Source organism: Dielma fastidiosa (assembly GCF_003475485.1).
Lineage (GTDB): Bacteria > Bacillota_I > Bacilli_A > Erysipelotrichales > Erysipelotrichaceae > Dielma > Dielma fastidiosa.
Window position 1 is genome coordinate 41,168 of record NZ_QRQL01000003.1, and the last position, 16,979, is coordinate 58,146.

The window sequence follows — 16,979 nt, forward strand, 5'->3', positions numbered from 1 at the left end:
CATGAGTTTATTAGAAATTAAAGATCTACATACGTATTTTGATACCAAACGCGGATTGATCAAGGCCGTTAATGGTGTTTCATTAACCATCGAAGAAGGACGTACATTAGGTGTAGTTGGTGAGTCAGGTTCTGGTAAGAGTCAGACTGCCATGAGTATTTTGAAGTTATTTGAACAAAATCAGAAGATTTATTCTGGTGAAATTTATTTTGACGGCAAGAAGATTTCTGATCTGAATGCACAGCAGATGAGTCATATTCGCGGAAATGATATTTCAATCATTTTCCAGGAACCAATGACTTCATTAAATCCGATTTTTACGGTAAACCGTCAGATCAGTGAGGTTTTGATGCTGCATCAGAAGCTCAGCAAAAAAGAAGCTGAGAAGCGCAGTATTGAAATGCTTCAGCAGGTTAAAATTGCGAATCCAGTACAGGTAAACAAAAGCTATCCATTCCAATTATCTGGTGGTATGCGTCAGCGTGTAATGATCGCTATGGCACTTGCCTGCCGGCCAAAGCTGCTGATTGCCGATGAACCGACAACGGCGCTGGATGTTACGATTCAGGCACAGATTCTGCGTTTGATGAATGATCTGAAGCATGAGCTGGGTACATCAATCATGTTCATTACTCATGATTTAGGTGTTATCAACCAGATGGCTGATGATGTTGCGGTTATGTATTGCGGACAGGTTGTTGAGTCTGCACCGGTTGAAAATATTTTCCGTGGTTCTGAATATCTGCATCCTTATACTGAGGGACTGCTGACTTCAATTCCTCGTCTTAACTCTGAACGTACAGAGCGTCTGGATGCAATTCCAGGCTCCGTTCCGCATCCATTGGCACTGCCTGAAGGCTGTAAATTTGCACCGCGCTGTAAGTATGCGTGTGACAAATGCCGTAAGGAAGAACCTGAATTGGTAAAGGTAGGAGAAAATCACAGCATTCGCTGCTTCTATCCGGTAAAGAGGGGGGAAAAATAATGACTAAAGAAAAACTAATTGAAGTAACTAATCTTAAACAATATTTTCCCGTTAAAAAGTCTTCTTGGTTTCAAAAGGAACAGCTGTATGTAAAGGCTAATGATGGTATTTCAATTCATATCAATAAGGGTGAAACCTATGGTTTAGTTGGTGAGTCAGGCTGCGGTAAATCAACGCTTGGCCGTGTTATCCTACAGCTTTATCCGCAGACACAAGGAAATACGGTTTATTATGGCCGTACAATATATGAATATCAGCCGCAGTATGTGGAAAGAGTGCTTAAAAATCTTGATAAAGAGATTGGTAAGTACAAGAAGGCTGTGGAGAAGGCTAAGACTGATACTAATTCAGTGAATAACTTCCCAGCGGATGATGCAGATCGTTTGTTCCATCAAATTGCCCGTTTAACCGGCGGTTTGTTCTATGCCTCTGATTTAAAAACAGCTGGTGACGCATTGCTGGAAGAATATCATGCCGGCTGTGAAGTTGCTAAGCTCGCAGAGACATTGGATGTGAATAATACAGCCAGCCGCACTGCTTATGAAGCTGCTGAAAAGAAGCAGGCTGACTGCCGTGCTAAGCTGGATAAGCTGAAGGAAGCATGCAAGTCTCATGAGGGCTTTGATAAAGCTGAATCATTATGGGATCAGGGCATTGACCTTGGTATGCTTACCCGTGAAGAAGGCCGTGTACTCCGTCAGGATCTGCAGATTATTTTCCAAGATCCATATTCATCATTGAATCCTCGTATGACGGTAGGACAAATTATTTCTGAAGCATTAGTTGCTCATAAGAAATTTAAAAAAGGTTCTCAGGAACTTGAAGATTACATTATTGACATCATGGAAAAATGTGGTTTGGATAAATATTTTATTCACCGCTATCCTCACCAGTTCTCAGGCGGTCAGAGACAGCGTATCGGTATTGCCCGAGCGCTTGCTTTGAATCCTAAGTTCATTGTCTGTGATGAGGCTGTATCAGCGCTTGACGTTTCGATTCAGTCACAGGTAATTAATCTGCTGCAAGACTTAAAAGAAAAAGAAGATTTGACTTATTTATTTATTTCCCACGATTTAAGTGTTGTTAAATACATTTCTGATCGTATCGGTGTAATGTATCTGGGTAATATGGTTGAAAGCGCGCCATCAGAACGCATTTTCAAAAATCCTAAGCACCCATATACAATCGCTTTGCTGGAAGCAATTCCAACTACGGAACCAGACAGCAAGGAATTGGCTATACTTGAAGGGGATATTCCAAGTCCTGTCAACCCTCCGACGGGCTGTAAATTCCATACAAGATGTAAGCATGCAATGGATATCTGTAAGGCTGAGTGCCCAAGATGGCGTGAAGTTGAACCAGAGCATTGGGTAGCTTGTCATCTTCTGGATAATAATGAATAATGAGTAAAAATTTTAAGGAATATAAAAAACAGCTTGGGGATAGGGATGAAGAATTAAAAGACAAGTTTAAAGATGTGGAATTTGATAAGCATGACGGTATTGCAATGTTTATTGCTGCTTTCGTTACGTTTGTTCCCGTTATCCTTGTTATTCTTGGCGGTATCTATTTCATTGTCTGGCTGTTATTTCTTAGATAGTTGATGAGTCACTGGCTATTGTCAGTGGCTTTTTTTCTGGCCTAAAAGTGATAACTTGATAAAATATGCAAAAATGCATATATTAACTTGATAAAATCGGTAAATATGCATATTTTCTTTAAATTATATATAAAAATAACTAAGTTATTGGCTGCTGCCAATGACTTTTTTTCTTAACGAAATCTTAATGCCGGTGCTTTTAACCCTAACACCATCCTAATTCTTTAAATGTTATTGTATTCATGCAGGAGGAAATAAAGATGAATTTAATCATACTAGGGATTGGGCTATGTGCCCTGCTCATGCTTATTTACTATATTGTTTTATTGATGAGGGGTGATAACAATGATTGAGATGTTAATGCAATATCTGCCATATTTACTTATTTTGCTAGTATTAGCTGTGCCATTAGGCGGATACATCAGCCGTGTTATGGATGGCGAACATGTATTTCTTTCAAGATTTCTAAAGCCATGCGAGAGATTAATTTATAAGCTTTTAAGAATTGATGAAACACAGACAATGGATTGGAAACAATACTTGATCAGTGTCATACTCTTCTCTCTATTTGGTTTTGTATTATTGTTTCTATTACTGATGCTTCAGGGTGTATTGCTTGGCAATCCAGAAGGATTTTCAGGTTTGCCGTGGGACCTGTCGTTTAATACGGCGGCCAGCTTTGTAACCAACACAAACTGGCAGGCATACAGCGGTGAGTCACAGTTGAGTTATCTGTCACAGGCATTGGGACTGACCGTTCAAAACTTTGTGTCAGCCGGTACTGGACTTGCGGTACTATATGCGCTGATTCGTGGTTTCTTAAAGACGAACGCGAATTCGTTAGGTAATTTCTGGATTGATCTGACACGGAGTATTCTCTATATTTTAATGCCGCTGAGTCTTGTGCTTTCGTTACTGCTAGTATCACAGGGAGTAATTCAAAACTTAAAGCCGGGGGCGGCTGTATCGTTGGTTGAACCTGTTGCTGTCGGCGAAGATGGAACAATTCTGACGGATATTGAAATTGTAAACGGTGAGGTATTTGCTAAGGGTCAGAAAGTTGATGCTCAAATAGTTACTGAGCAATTTGTTCCAATGGGTCCGGCAGCTAGTCAGATTGCAATTAAACAGCTAGGTACAAATGGCGGCGGTTATATGGGAACTAATTCTGCGCATCCCCTTGAAAACCCAACTTATTTAAGCAATTTAGCTGAGGTAATTGCTATCTTGCTGATTCCTGCGGCACTGTGCTTCTCCTTTGGTCAAAGCATTAAGGATAAGCGGCAGGGGCGAGCGATATTTATTGCTATGCTGAGTATGCTGTTAGTGGCATGGGCTGTTATTGCGGTAAATGAACAAGCTGCTACGCCGCAGCTTGCACAGAACGGTATTGTGGATATCAGCAGCATTAATCAGGCAGGCGGTAATATGGAAGGTAAAGAATCGCGGTTTGGTATTGCTGGTTCATCAACGTGGGCAGCTTTCACAACGGCGGCTTCAAATGGTTCTGTCAACTCGATGCATGACAGCTATACGCCTTTGGGCGGTATGATGACGATGCTTCAGATGCAGTTGGGCGAAGTTATATTCGGCGGTGTCGGCTGTGGGTTGTACGGCATGCTGGCATTTGCAATTCTGGCCGTGTTTATCGCAGGTTTAATGGTTGGCCGTACACCTGAATATCTGGGAAAGAAGATAGAACCCTACGAAATGAAATGGGCGGTGCTGGCTTGTCTGGCAACACCGATTAGTATTCTGGTTGGCAGCGGCATCGCAGCTGGTTTACCTTCAATCATGGATAGTTTAACAAACGGCGGTGCTCATGGCTTCTCTGAATTGCTGTATGCATATTCTTCAGCTGGCGGCAATAACGGTTCAGCCTTTGCTGGCTTTGCGGCCGATACCGTATTCCTTAATGTTTCTTTAGGATTAGTCATGCTGTTTGCAAGATTTTTACCAATCATCAGTATTTTGGCGATTGCCGGCAATCTGGCTAAGAAAAAGAAGATTGCAGTTACGGCTGGTACATTATCAACATGCAGTCCGCTGTTTGTATTCTTGCTGGTCTTTGTCGTATTGCTGGTTGGCGCGTTAAGCTTCTTCCCAGCGCTGGCTTTGGGACCTATCGCTGAGTATTTTCAGATGATTGTTTAGGAGGGATGAATATGAGTCATAAACAAACAGTTTTTGCGGATCGCAAAATGGTACTGCGTGCCATAAAGGATTCTTTTATAAAATTAGATCCCAGAATTCAAGTCAAAAATCCAGTCATGCTTTTAGTCTATGTATCAGCAATTTTGACTACGCTTCTTTCCATTTTAGCAATCTTTGATATAAAAGATAGTTCAGGTGGTTATACATCAGCAATCGCTATTATTCTCTGGTTCACCGTATTGTTTGCCAACTTTGCGGAAGCAATTGCTCAGGGAAGGGGAAAGGCACAGGCAGATGCGCTTCGGGCAGCTAAAAAAGATGTAATTGCCCATAAGATCCCTTCTTTAGATCAGCGTGATATGATTTGTGATGTCGCGTCAACAGCATTGAAAAAGAAAGATTTATACATCGTCAAGGCAGGCGAACAGGTTCCTGCTGACGGTGAAGTTATAGAGGGTGCAGCTTCTGTTGATGAATCAGCTATTACTGGTGAATCAGCACCAGTAATTAGAGAAGCCGGCGGTGACCGCAGTGCTGTTACCGGCGGAACTACTGTAATATCAGATTGGCTGATCGTAGAAGTAAGCAATGAGGCCGGTGAAAGCTTTCTTGATAAGATGATTGCAATGGTAGAGGGAGCGTCACGTAAAAAAACACCGAATGAAATTGCTTTGCAGATCTTTTTAATCGCGCTTTCAATCATCTTCATTTTAGTTACTCTGTCTTTGTATATGTATGCCAATTTCTCGGCGAAACTGGCAGGTATTGTTAATCCGACATCCGTAACGACATTGGTGGCACTGCTTGTCTGCTTAGCGCCAACAACGATAGGTGCTCTGCTTTCTGCCATCGGTATTGCCGGTATGAGCAGGCTGAATCAGGCTAATGTATTGGCAATGAGCGGCCGTGCTATTGAAGCGGCAGGCGATGTCGATATTCTGATGCTGGATAAAACCGGAACGATAACATTTGGCAATCGCCAGGCAAGTGAATTCATCCCTTTACAGGGTGTATCCGCTGATGATTTAGCTGATGCGGCACAGCTTTCCTCACTGGCTGATGAAACGCCGGAGGGAAGAAGCATCGTGGTTCTTGCTAAGGAACAATTTAATCTGCGCGGCCGCAGTCTCAGCGATCAAGGCATGACCTTTATTCCGTTTACCGCTAAAACAAGAATGAGCGGTGTAGATATTAAAGGCGAAGAAATTCGCAAGGGGGCGGCTGAAACCATTAAGGCATATGTTCAAGAAAATGGCGGCATCTATCCAAAGGAATGTGATGAGATTGTAACCCGCATAGCGAATATGGGCGGTACACCGCTGGTTGTTTCTAAAAATTATCAAGTCTTAGGTGTCATTTATTTAAAGGATATCATCAAGCATGGTGTTTCGGAAAAGTTTGCTGATTTGCGGAAAATGGGTATAAAAACGATTATGATTACCGGTGATAATCCTTTAACTGCCGCAGCGATTGCGGCTGAAGCAGGCGTTGATGATTTCCTTGCTGAAGCAACACCGGAAGGTAAACTTGCTATGATTCGTGATTTTCAGCGTCAGGGACATCTGGTAGCAATGACTGGAGATGGTACCAATGATGCGCCGGCTCTGGCACAGGCAGATGTCGCAGTGGCTATGAATTCCGGCACACAGGCGGCTAAAGAAGCTGGCAATATGGTTGATTTAGACTCTTCACCGACAAAATTGATTGATATAGTGCGAATCGGCAAGCAGCTGCTGATGACCCGCGGCAGTCTGACAACTTTCAGCATCGCTAATGATGTCGCTAAATACTTTGCGATTATTCCGGCAATGTTTCTTACCATCTATCCAGAACTTTCGGCATTAAATATCATGCATCTGCATAATTCACAAAGTGCTGTCTTATCAGCAATTATCTATAACGCGCTGATTATTGTGGCATTAATTCCCTTGGCATTAAAGGGAGTACGTTACCGTGAGGTCTCAGCCGGCAGTCTGTTAAGCAGGAATCTGTTGATTTATGGTCTTGGCGGCATTATTACACCGTTTATTTTCGTTAAACTGATTGATATGCTTCTGGTATTTTTCCATCTTGTTTAGAAAGGGGTAAGCTTATGATACAAACAATTAAAGCCCAGCTAGGTAAAGCGGCTGGCTTAGTATTAATTTTTACATTGATCTGCGGTGTGATTTATACACTGGCAGTCACAGGAATTTCACAGCTTTTGTTTCCCATTCAGGCCAATGGCAGCATGATTGAGGTTGACGGCAAAGTATACGGCAGTGAACTGCTTGGCCAGCAATATACGGATGAAGCACATATGTGGGGAAGAATCATGAATATTGAAGCAGCGACCTTCACAAACGATGAAGGAGAAATGATGATGTATGCATGGGCAGGTAATATCAGTCCAGCCAGCGATGAATATGAGGCATTAATTGCTCAGCGAGTTGAAGCGATTCAGGCCGCGCATCCGCAAATGAAAGATCAGCCGATTCCGGTTGATTTAGTTACCATGTCTGGAAGCGGCTTAGATCCGCATATTTCAGTGGCAGCCGCTCAATATCAAGCCGCCCGCTTAGCTGAAAATAATAATATGACACTGACGGAAATTGACGCCATCATTGAGGCATGCACCGAAGATAAATTCTTAGGCTTCTTTGGCGAAGGATGCGTGAACGTATTGAAAGTAAATTTAATGCTGGATGGAATATTGGAGTAAATTATGCACAAGAAAAACATCGCCCTAGAATTTGAAATAGACTTGCCTGCCTATGATTGTACCGATGGCGCACAGGAGGAATTGATAGCCCTGTTACTGACAATATCATCAGAATTATCGATGAATCCGACAATTTACACAAATGAGAATAATCTTTGGATTTATTATGGTCATTCATATTTCCAATGTGAGATTTTACTGAATGATTTACTCTATTCGATAGCTTATATTTCACATAAATATCCCATTTCTATCTATGGCTGTGCCAATGGTATCGAAACAGCTCAAATTATACTAGAAGTAGGAAATGATAAAGTAAAGGTCCAAAAGCTGAATGTTTCCGGACAGGATTTCAGTGAACTATATGATTTATGTCTGCGGATCAGCTGTCCAGATCAGGAGCAGTTAAAAATGCTGAGTGATATCCTGCAGGGCATTGATTATCGTCATGATTTTCTGCTCATCAAAAGGAATGCGTTTACCAATCAAAGCTTTACACATTATCCTGACTTAGATAAGAATACGTATTTTCGCTATCTGCCGCTTAGACCCGTTGATGAATTAGATCTGGATCGTTTCAGTTATACGCTGAAGCAGCAGGTCGATTTATGGCTGCTGCTGTTAATAGATGGGGTAAGTGCTGTGGAGTTTAGCGTCTTGATGAATAAGCTTGAAATGGGCTGTCTTAATTCTTTCTTCACATGGGAGCTATCACTTCGTTTTGCCCTTCAGCAAGCTAATATAAAAATAACTTATGATGATAATGGCTTTATCATGCAGGATAGAAATGGTAAACGAATACTGTATGACTATGTTCATGGGTCACCGGCTCAACAGCTGCTGCTGAAAATTATCTTTCCAGCCCCGCCGCTTCATCGCTGATCTTTATACAATCTTAATACCGGCGGCTTTATTCCTTATGATTTATTAATTTCACTTATGATATAATATGAAGCATATAGAGGTGAGCTGATGATCAGAAAAGAAACGCCAGATGAGCTGTTAGAACGTCTTAAATATGAAGAATCGATCAACAGCCGCGGCCGGCTGAAAATCTTTTTTGGCTATGCGGCGGGGGTTGGCAAAACTTATGCGATGCTGTCAGCGGCTCATGATCTGAAAAAACAGGGTATTGATGTCGTGATTGGTTATATTGAACCGCATACCCGTGAAAAGACCATGGCATTGTGTGAAGGTTTGGAAAAGATAGCGACTAAAACAGTTAATTATCACAATATAAAATTAAACGAATTTGATCTTGATCAGGCTTTAGTACGTCATCCGCAGGTTTTGCTGGTTGATGAATTGGCACATACCAATGCCCATGGCAGCCGTCATGAAAAACGTTATCAGGATATTGAAGAATTGCTGAAGGCGGGAATTAATGTATTTACCACCGTTAATGTTCAGCATCTTGAAAGCTTAAATGATATTATCGCTTCGATTACCGGTGTTGTTGTTCATGAGCGGATTCCTGATCGGATTTTTGATCAGGCGGATCAGGTAGAGCTTGTGGATATTGAGCCGGAGGAACTGACACGCCGTCTTAATGAGGGATTGATTTACCGCAAGCAGCAGGCAGATCAGGCTATTACAGGCTTTTTTAATTCAGCCAATCTGACTTCTCTGCGTGAAATTGCTTTGCGCAGAGCGGCGGATCGAGTAAATAAGCTGGCAGAACAGGTAAATCATGCAGGTATAGGATATGCTGATGAGCATATCCTTGTGTGTTTATCTCCCTCACCATCAAATCCAAAGATCATCCGCACAGGCTCGCGCATGGCATCAGCATTTAAAGGAAAGCTGACGGCTTTATTTGTGGAAACCTCGGCATTTCCATCGATGACGAAGGAAAATCGGGAACGTTTGCGCGATAATATCCACTTAGCAAGTCAGCTGGGGGCAAATATTGAAACGGCTTTTGGTGATGATGTAGCGTTTCAAATCGCTGAATTTGCCCGCAATAATAAGGTTAGTAAGATTGTTCTTGGCCGCAGTAATACACGTACGAGATTTGGTTTAATCCGCCGCCCGTTCTCTGAACAGCTGACGGCTTATGCTCCCAATCTGGATATCTATATTATTCCGGATAAAGATACGCCGGTATTAAAGCGTAAGTTAACATATGCGGGCAGCCGTGAATTAAATATTAAAAATTTGGGCTTTGCGGCGGCCGCGTTGCTGCTGTCGACCTTGATTAGTTTTATTTTTTATGAGATGGGTTTCAGTGAAGCAAATATTATTACAATCTATATTTTAGGTGTATTAATAACTTCGGTGGTTACCGCTAATCAATTAATCAGCGCTTTGTCTTCAATTTTAAGTGTTGTTATCTTTAATTTCTTTTTTACTATCCCGCGCTATACACTGGCAGCTTATGATTCTGGTTATCCGGTTACCTTTATCATCATGTTTATTGCGGCTGTAATAACCGGTGATTTAGCAATCCGTATTCGTAAGCAGGCGCGGCAATCAGCGAATACAGCTTTTCAGACAAAGATTTTGCTGGAAACCAGTCAGCTGCTGCAGAATGCAAAGAGTGCGGAGGATATTATCGCATGTACATCAAATCAATTGATAAAACTGCTTGAAGTGCCGGTAATCTTTTATCCGTCTGACGATGGTCATGGCTTAAAGGAGCCAAGTATCTTTGCTTTAGAACCAATGCCGGCAGCCCAAATCGTTTCGGATAATGAGAAGGCAGTTGCGGAATGGGTTTATGAAAACAATAAACGTGCCGGTAAGACAACGAATACATTAGGCAACGCCCAATGTCTTTATCTTGCTGTCCGCAGTGATTCCCAAGTACAGGGGGTTGTAGGATTGGCTTTAAAGGAGGCGCTGGACACGTTTGCCAGTAATCTTGTATTATCAATTCTCAGTGAATGTGCGCTTGCCTTGGAAAAGGATATGTATAATTATAAGCGTGAGGAAGCTGCTGTAAAGGCCCGCAATGAAAAATTAAGAGCTGATCTGCTGCGAAGCATTTCTCATGATTTCAGGACACCACTGACCAGTATTTCCGGCAATGCCAGCATGCTGATGAATAACTGCGACCGCTTAGAGGCTGCCAAACGAAATCAGCTGCTGATGGATATCTATGATGATTCAATGTGGCTGATTAATCTGACTGAGAATCTGCTTTCAGTAACTCGGATTGAAGATGGTACAGCGCATTTAAATATGCAGGCAGAAGTTGTTGATGAGGTGATTTTGGAAGCCATGAAACACATTAATCGTCATGCTTCTGAACATCAGCTTAAGGTAATTGAAAGTGATGAAGTTTTATTGGCTAAGATGGACAGTCATTTAATTATGCAGGTTTTAATCAATCTGATCGACAACGCGATTAAATATACGCCTTCAGGTTCTGAAATCATTATAAGCAGTAATAAAAAAGGTGATATGATTGAAATTAAGGTAGCGGATAATGGCAATGGAATTCAAGATAAGGATAAAGCTCAGCTGTTTGACATGTTTTATACGGTTAAGAAATCGGTTGCTGACAGCCGGCGCGGTATGGGGATTGGGTTATCCTTATGCCGTACCATTGTACAGGCGCATGGCGGCAGCATTATGGTAGCTGATAATGTTGGGCATGGTACAATATTTACGATTCTGCTGCCAAGTGAGGAGGTAGATTTACATGAATAAACCCTTTCTGCTTGTGGTTGAGGATGACTCTGCCATCCGTAATTTAATTGCGGCAACCTTGGAAACACAAGGTTATCATTTTCATGTGAGCACTACCGGCAGTGAAGCAATCAGCGAAGCGGTTACGCATAATCCTGATGTTGTCCTGCTTGATCTCGGACTGCCGGATATTGATGGTATTGAAATTATAAAGAAGCTGCGTTCCTGGTCACTGATGCCGATTATTGTAATAAGTGCCCGGGTTGAAGACCGGGATAAGATTGAGGCACTGGATGCTGGGGCTGACGATTATCTGACTAAACCCTTTTCCGTGGAAGAACTGCTGGCTCGCTTACGGGTGGCGCTGCGCCGTATTCATTATATGCAAAGTAGCAATGCCGCCGCGTCCGTCTTCGTTAATGGCGGTTTGAAAATTGATTATGCGGGCGGCTGTGTTTACCTTAATGATCAGGAACTGCATGTCACACCTATTGAATATAAATTATTGTGTCTGCTGGCAAAAAATGTCGGCAAGGTACTGACACATACAACTATCACCCGTGAAATCTGGGGCAGCGCATGGGATAATGATGTGGCTTCACTGCGTGTTTTTATGGCTGGGCTGCGCAAAAAAATCGAACCTGATCCGTCTCATCCGCGATATATTCAAACTCATGTCGGGATTGGTTATCGTTTACTTAGAATTGATGAAAAAAATGAATGATTTTTAGGTATTTAATGCTTTTCTGCATATATATTAACTAAGGGAATGGGTGAATGATATGCAGAAGGACAATGAAGCTATTGTGAAGCAATTGGCGATAATCTATAAGAAGCTGAAACGCCAGTATTATGATATAGATAATTTGATGGTTTCGGAGTGTGATAATCGTGAGCTGGCAGAGGCTTTTGAATATATCGAAACGATTGACGCGATTCTTGCCAGCCTGCCTGATGATGAGGCGCTGATCCTGCGTAATGATTATTTCAGCAGCCGTCAGGCTAAATGGTATATGAATTATTTCACAAAGAGCACTTATTACCGTATCCGATCAAGAGCTATTGATGAATTTGTGCGTTGCGTAACCGCTTAAATAATGATAAAATAAAGTTTAGATAAGAACGGTTATTTATAGTCAACTGAACGACGTTTAGACGTTGTGCTTATCATGAAGAGATCTTGAGGAGGACGAAAAAAGTATGTTAAAAGGTATTGCTGCATCTGCTGGCGTTGCTATTGCGAAAGTTTATAAGCTTGAACAGCCTAAGGTTGAAATTGTCAAGGTTGACAATATCGATGCTGCTAATGAAATTGCCAAGTTTAATGAGGCTTTAGAGGCAACTAAGAAAGATATCGAAGGAATCAAAGAAAGAGCTGCTGGAAAATTATCCGAAGAAGAGCTGGCAGTATTTGACGCCCATTTAATGATGGCTTCAGATCCTGATTTTGCGTCACAAATCGTTGCGATGATTGAAAATGATAAGGTAAATGCTGAATTCGCAGCAGATACAGTTGCGAAGAATACAATTGCGATGTTTGAAGCGATGGATAATGATTATTTCCGTGAAAGAGCGGCTGATATTAAGGATGTTACGCATCGTTTAACAGCTCATTTATTGGGTCTGATCATTCCTGATCTGTCTGCGGTTGATGAAGATTCTGTTATCGTAGCACATGATTTAACACCTTCTGATACAGCTCAGCTGAATGAGCACGCTAAAGGTTTTGCGACTGCAATCGGCGGCAGAACGTCTCATTCCGCTATCATGGCAAGAAGCCTTGAAATTCCTGCCGTTGTTGGCTGTGCCGGTGTTCTTGAAGCAGCTAATCATGGTGATTTAGTAATTTTGGATGCGGTTGCTGGTGAAGTGTTCCTGAATCCAGATGCTGAAACTGTTGCTTTATATGAACAGAAAGCAAAAGATTTTGCTGAAGAAAGAGAAGCATTAAAAGTATTAAAGACTGCAAAATCAGTGACTGTTGATGGTCATGAGGTTGAATTGGCAGGTAATATCGGTACACCGAAGGATGTTGAAGGTGTATTGAATAATGGCGGTGAAGGCGTAGGTCTGTACCGTACTGAATTCTTATACATGAATTCAGATCATTTCCCAACTGAAGATGAACAATTTGAAGCTTATAAAGAAGTATTAGAGGGAATGAACGGCAAGAAGGTTGTTGTTCGTACATTGGATATCGGCGGTGATAAGAAGCTGCCTTACTTCACATTCCCTGAAGAAATGAATCCATTCTTGGGTTATCGCGCGATTCGTCTGTGTCTGGATCGTACTGATATTTTCCGTACTCAATTAAGAGCGCTGATCAGAGCATCTGTATATGGCAAGCTTTGCATCATGTTCCCAATGATTGCGACAATCAATGAATTCCGTCAGGCTAAAGCAATCTTCCTTGAAGAAAAAGAAAATCTGATTAAGGAAGGTGTTAAAGTTGCGGATAATATTGAAGTAGGTATGATGGTTGAAATTCCGGCTTCGGCTATTTTGGCTGATAACTTTGCGAAGGAAGCTGATTTCTTCTCAATCGGAACAAATGACTTAGTACAATACTCAATGGCTGCTGACCGTATGAGTGAGAAAGTTTCTTACTTGTATCAGCCGCTGAATCCATCTCTGTTACGTTTAATCAAACTGACAATTGATGGTGCTCACAGCAATGGCCGCTGGGCTGGTATGTGCGGTGAGATGGCCGGTGATCCATATGCAGTGCCTGTACTGCTTGGTTTAGGCTTAGATGAATTCTCAATGAGTGCAACATCAATCCTGCCTGCACGTAAGATCGTTAACTCTTTAAGCAAGAAAGAAATGGAAGAGCTGGCTGCTAAGGCGCTGACTCTGGATACAGCTGAAGAAGTAACTGAACTGGTAAAGGCTGCATTAAATAAATAAACATATCAAAAAGGTGTACATATTAACTTGTACATCTTTTTTTGACTTTTATCTCAAAAAAAATACAAAAATTCTGATTTTTCTTGAGATAAAAATCAGATTGATTAAAATAACAAAACCACTGACGCTTCTTAATAGTGTCAGTGGTTTTTTATAAATGTGTTTTATTTAAGCTGCGTCAGGGTGTTTAGCAAGCCAGTTCACCGCATAGGAACAGGACGCTTTTACATGCTTCTTCTGTTTTTTAATTTCATTGACTGCCGCTTGTACAAGTTGGGAAGCGATGCCCTGTCCGCGCAGACTGTCATCGACAAAGGTATGATTAATGGTCATACTGTTTTCATCGCTGTCGATAAAGGTAATTTCCGCGAGCAGTTTGCCGTCTGCTTCATAATAAATGCGATTCTTTTCAGTTGTAAAGTTCATAGTTTATATCTCCTTTAGATAATGACCGGTGATTGATTCCGGATTTTCACTGATTTCAAGAGGTGTTCCTTGGGCGATGACTTTACCGCCATGAATGCCGCCCAAAGGTCCCAGATCGATGATGTAATCGGCTTGCCGGATCAGCTGAAGATTATGTTCTACCACAATAACCGTGTTTCCCTGATCAACCAGACGCTGAAGCAGCTTCAGAAAATTATCTATGTCGATGGGATGCAGACCCGTTGTTGGTTCATCAATCAGATAAAGATTTCCCTGCTTCTGACTCTGATTTAATTCATTGGCAAGCTTTAGCCGCTGTGCTTCACCGGCAGATAATGTCGTGCAAGACTGCGCCAGTTCAAGATAACCTAAGCCGCTGTCGATAAGCAGTGTTAATATTTTCATCAGCTTCGGAAATTCTTGGAAGACTTCCGCGGCTTCCATAATTGATAAATGCAGAATTTCATGAATATTGTAGCCCTTAAATTTTATTTTTAATACATCATCACTGAATTGTCTGCCATGACAGATCGGGCATGTGACTTCTATATCATTGAAAAATAAGAGATTGCTGGTGACCGTACCCAATCCCTCACAATGCTCACAGCGGCCGCCGGGAGCATTAAATGAGAAATGCCGAGGTGTCAGACCAGCCGCATAACCCTGTTTGGCGTAGATCTTTCTGATTTCGGTAAAAAGAGTGCTGTATGTCGCTACATTAGAGCGTTTCATGCGGTTCAGCGGTGTCTGCTCAATGGCGATAATCTTTTTAAATTGTTGAAGATTCAAGATTGCATCACATGCCTGCTGCTTTGCCAGCACCTCAAATATTAGCGTTGATTTGCCTGATCCGGACACCCCGGTGACTGCGCATAACACATTGATCGGCAGCTCAATATCGAGGTGCTTCAAGTTGTTGCGCGTTGCATTGATGATTTCAATCCAGCCCTGAGGCTGACGGTTTTTTCCTTGGCAGGTCCGCTGCTTTTTAAAATACTGACCCGTGATGGAGGAGGCCTGTTTCTGCAGTTCTTCAAAACTGCCCTGAGCAACGATTTCACCGCCAAAACGACCGGCCCCTGGACCCATGTCGATAATCTGATCAGCAGCCTTCATCACATCAGGATCATGCTCGATGACAAGTACCGTATTACCCATAGCCTTGAGCTTGTTCATCAATTGAATAATACCTTCTGTATCCTTGGCATGCAGACCGGTTGTCGGTTCATCGAGAATATAGAGGACACCGCTTAATTCAGAATCTAAAGCCGCGGCCAGTCTGATTCGCTGCAGCTCACCGCCGGAAAGCGTCATCGTCTGCCGGTCAAGTGTCAGATAGGAAAGACCGGCATTAATCAGCCGCTGCAGCTTGGTTTTTAAATCAAGCAGATAATCCTCAACCAATACCAGCTGTTCTTGACTGCACTGCTTTTCAAGGCAATCAATCCATTGCCAGAGCGCTTCTAAGGAATATTGCACTAGTTCTGGCAGCCGGGTATGCATAATACTTGCTTCACGGCTGAGTATATTAAGCCGTTCGCCATGGCATTCACGGCATTCACCCTCAATGAAATAAGGCGCCAGCTGTTTGCTTAAACTGCCTTTTTCACTTAACCGCCGCCACAGGATGGGCCGCACACCTTCAAACAGACCTTCAGAAACCGTTTTAGGCGCTTTAATATGCGGATAGGCAATTCGTATCCATTGGTTATCAGTTCCATCAAGCAGCAGCGATTTCTGAGCCTCTGAGAAGTCTTTAACCGGCAAATTATGAACAGCAGGCAAGCCATAAACCTTTAAAGCCTTTTCATATAATTCAATCTGATACTCTTTGTAGCGGGCTTCCCAATAAGCAACCGCACCTGCCTTTAAGCTTAATGTATCATCAATAAGCTTTGACTCATTAAGCATCAGCTCCTGACCAAGTCCCTGACAAGCCGAACAGGCACCTTCTCTTGTATTATAAGAAAAATGGGAACGGGTTAATTTTTCAATCCTTGCATGACAATGCGGACAATGAATGTAAACCTTAAACGAATCCTCTTGTTTTTCAGTTTCTTCCTTAATCATCGATTGATCAAACAGCTCATGACAGATTGGACAGCGGCGGGCAGACAGCTTTTCATAAAGCATCCGCAGATCAGTATAAATATTACTCATCGTACCTAATGAAGAACGCGGATTATTCACACTATGACCGGCAGTAATCAAAATAGCCGGTGAACCGCCCGATAAGCTGTCCAGCTTAGGCTTCTGAATACCCTGCATGCCCATCGCTTCAAGATAACGACGCTGACATTCCTGAAATAAAGTATCAATGGCCAAGGTGGACTTCCCGCAGCCGGATACGCCTGTTAAAACAACTAATTGCTGCTTAGGAATGGTGGCATCAATATTCTTCAGATTTCCTGTACGCGCCCCTTTAATGACAATGGCTGACATATATGATCCTCCTTGTGTTTTTTTACTCATCCTGCATCTGATGATAGTATAACACAAACGATTCTGACATGGTGAAACAGCAGAGAGAATCAAAGCTTTAGTATAGATTTATGATATTCTATAAGTATCAA

General features: G+C 42.2%; 13 protein-coding genes. 11 read left to right on the plus strand and 2 right to left on the minus strand.

The window, feature by feature from the left end; translation table 11 throughout:
- Position 1 precedes the first annotated feature (1 nt).
- The 11 genes from DWZ33_RS08180 to ptsP all read left to right on the plus strand — a co-directional run bounded on the left by DWZ33_RS08180 (position 2) and on the right by ptsP (position 13,980).
- A complete protein-coding gene (locus DWZ33_RS08180) occupies positions 2-985 on the plus strand; it encodes an ABC transporter ATP-binding protein (RefSeq protein ID WP_022938137.1) in 984 nt (327 codons plus the stop codon).
- On the plus strand, positions 985-2,388 hold the full coding sequence (locus DWZ33_RS18420; RefSeq protein WP_118454472.1) for an ABC transporter ATP-binding protein: 1,404 nt from the start codon (positions 985-987) through the stop codon (positions 2,386-2,388). Before DWZ33_RS08180 ends, DWZ33_RS18420 begins: the two co-directional genes overlap by 1 nt.
- A complete protein-coding gene (locus DWZ33_RS08190) occupies positions 2,388-2,585 on the plus strand; it encodes a hypothetical protein (protein WP_022938135.1) in 198 nt (65 codons plus the stop codon). Before DWZ33_RS18420 ends, DWZ33_RS08190 begins: the two co-directional genes overlap by 1 nt.
- Positions 2,586-2,930: 345 nt before the next feature.
- Positions 2,931-4,739 carry a potassium-transporting ATPase subunit KdpA gene (gene kdpA, locus DWZ33_RS08195; protein ID WP_118454473.1) on the plus strand — a complete coding sequence of 603 codons (1,809 nt, stop codon included), beginning with the start codon at positions 2,931-2,933 and terminating at the stop codon, positions 4,737-4,739.
- Positions 4,740-4,744: 5 nt separating this feature from the next.
- Complete coding sequence (gene kdpB / locus DWZ33_RS08200; RefSeq protein WP_220452416.1) at positions 4,745-6,817, plus strand: potassium-transporting ATPase subunit KdpB; 2,073 nt, start codon at positions 4,745-4,747, stop codon at positions 6,815-6,817.
- A gap of 14 nt (positions 6,818-6,831) precedes the next feature.
- Positions 6,832-7,440, plus strand: coding sequence for a K(+)-transporting ATPase subunit C (kdpC, locus tag DWZ33_RS08205; protein WP_022938131.1), 609 nt, complete (start codon positions 6,832-6,834; stop codon positions 7,438-7,440).
- A gap of 3 nt (positions 7,441-7,443) precedes the next feature.
- Positions 7,444-8,322 (plus strand): hypothetical protein, encoded by an 879-nt coding sequence (locus DWZ33_RS08210; RefSeq protein WP_118454475.1) that lies wholly within the window; start codon positions 7,444-7,446, stop codon positions 8,320-8,322.
- Between the two features lie 90 nt (positions 8,323-8,412).
- Entirely contained in the window at positions 8,413-11,094 is a 2,682-nt protein-coding gene (locus DWZ33_RS08215; RefSeq protein WP_118454476.1) for a sensor histidine kinase, read from the plus strand.
- Complete coding sequence (locus tag DWZ33_RS08220) at positions 11,087-11,797, plus strand: response regulator (RefSeq protein WP_022938128.1); 711 nt, start codon at positions 11,087-11,089, stop codon at positions 11,795-11,797. Before DWZ33_RS08215 ends, DWZ33_RS08220 begins: the two co-directional genes overlap by 8 nt.
- Before the next feature lie 58 nt (positions 11,798-11,855).
- Positions 11,856-12,167, plus strand: coding sequence for an MG284/MPN403 family protein (locus tag DWZ33_RS08225; RefSeq protein WP_118454477.1), 312 nt, complete (start codon positions 11,856-11,858; stop codon positions 12,165-12,167).
- A 106-nt stretch (positions 12,168-12,273) separates the two neighbouring features.
- Positions 12,274-13,980, plus strand: a complete 1,707-nt coding sequence (gene ptsP / locus DWZ33_RS08230) for a phosphoenolpyruvate--protein phosphotransferase (RefSeq protein WP_022938126.1) — start codon at positions 12,274-12,276, stop codon at positions 13,978-13,980.
- A 168-nt stretch (positions 13,981-14,148) separates the two neighbouring features.
- Here ptsP and DWZ33_RS08235 read toward each other — a convergent pair whose 3' ends face one another.
- Positions 14,149-14,406, minus strand: a complete 258-nt coding sequence (locus DWZ33_RS08235) for a GNAT family N-acetyltransferase (protein ID WP_022938125.1) — start codon at positions 14,404-14,406, stop codon at positions 14,149-14,151.
- 3 nt (positions 14,407-14,409) lie between these two features.
- Entirely contained in the window at positions 14,410-16,848 is a 2,439-nt protein-coding gene (locus tag DWZ33_RS08240) for an ATP-binding cassette domain-containing protein (protein WP_118454478.1), read from the minus strand.
- Positions 16,849-16,979: the final 131 nt, after the last annotated feature.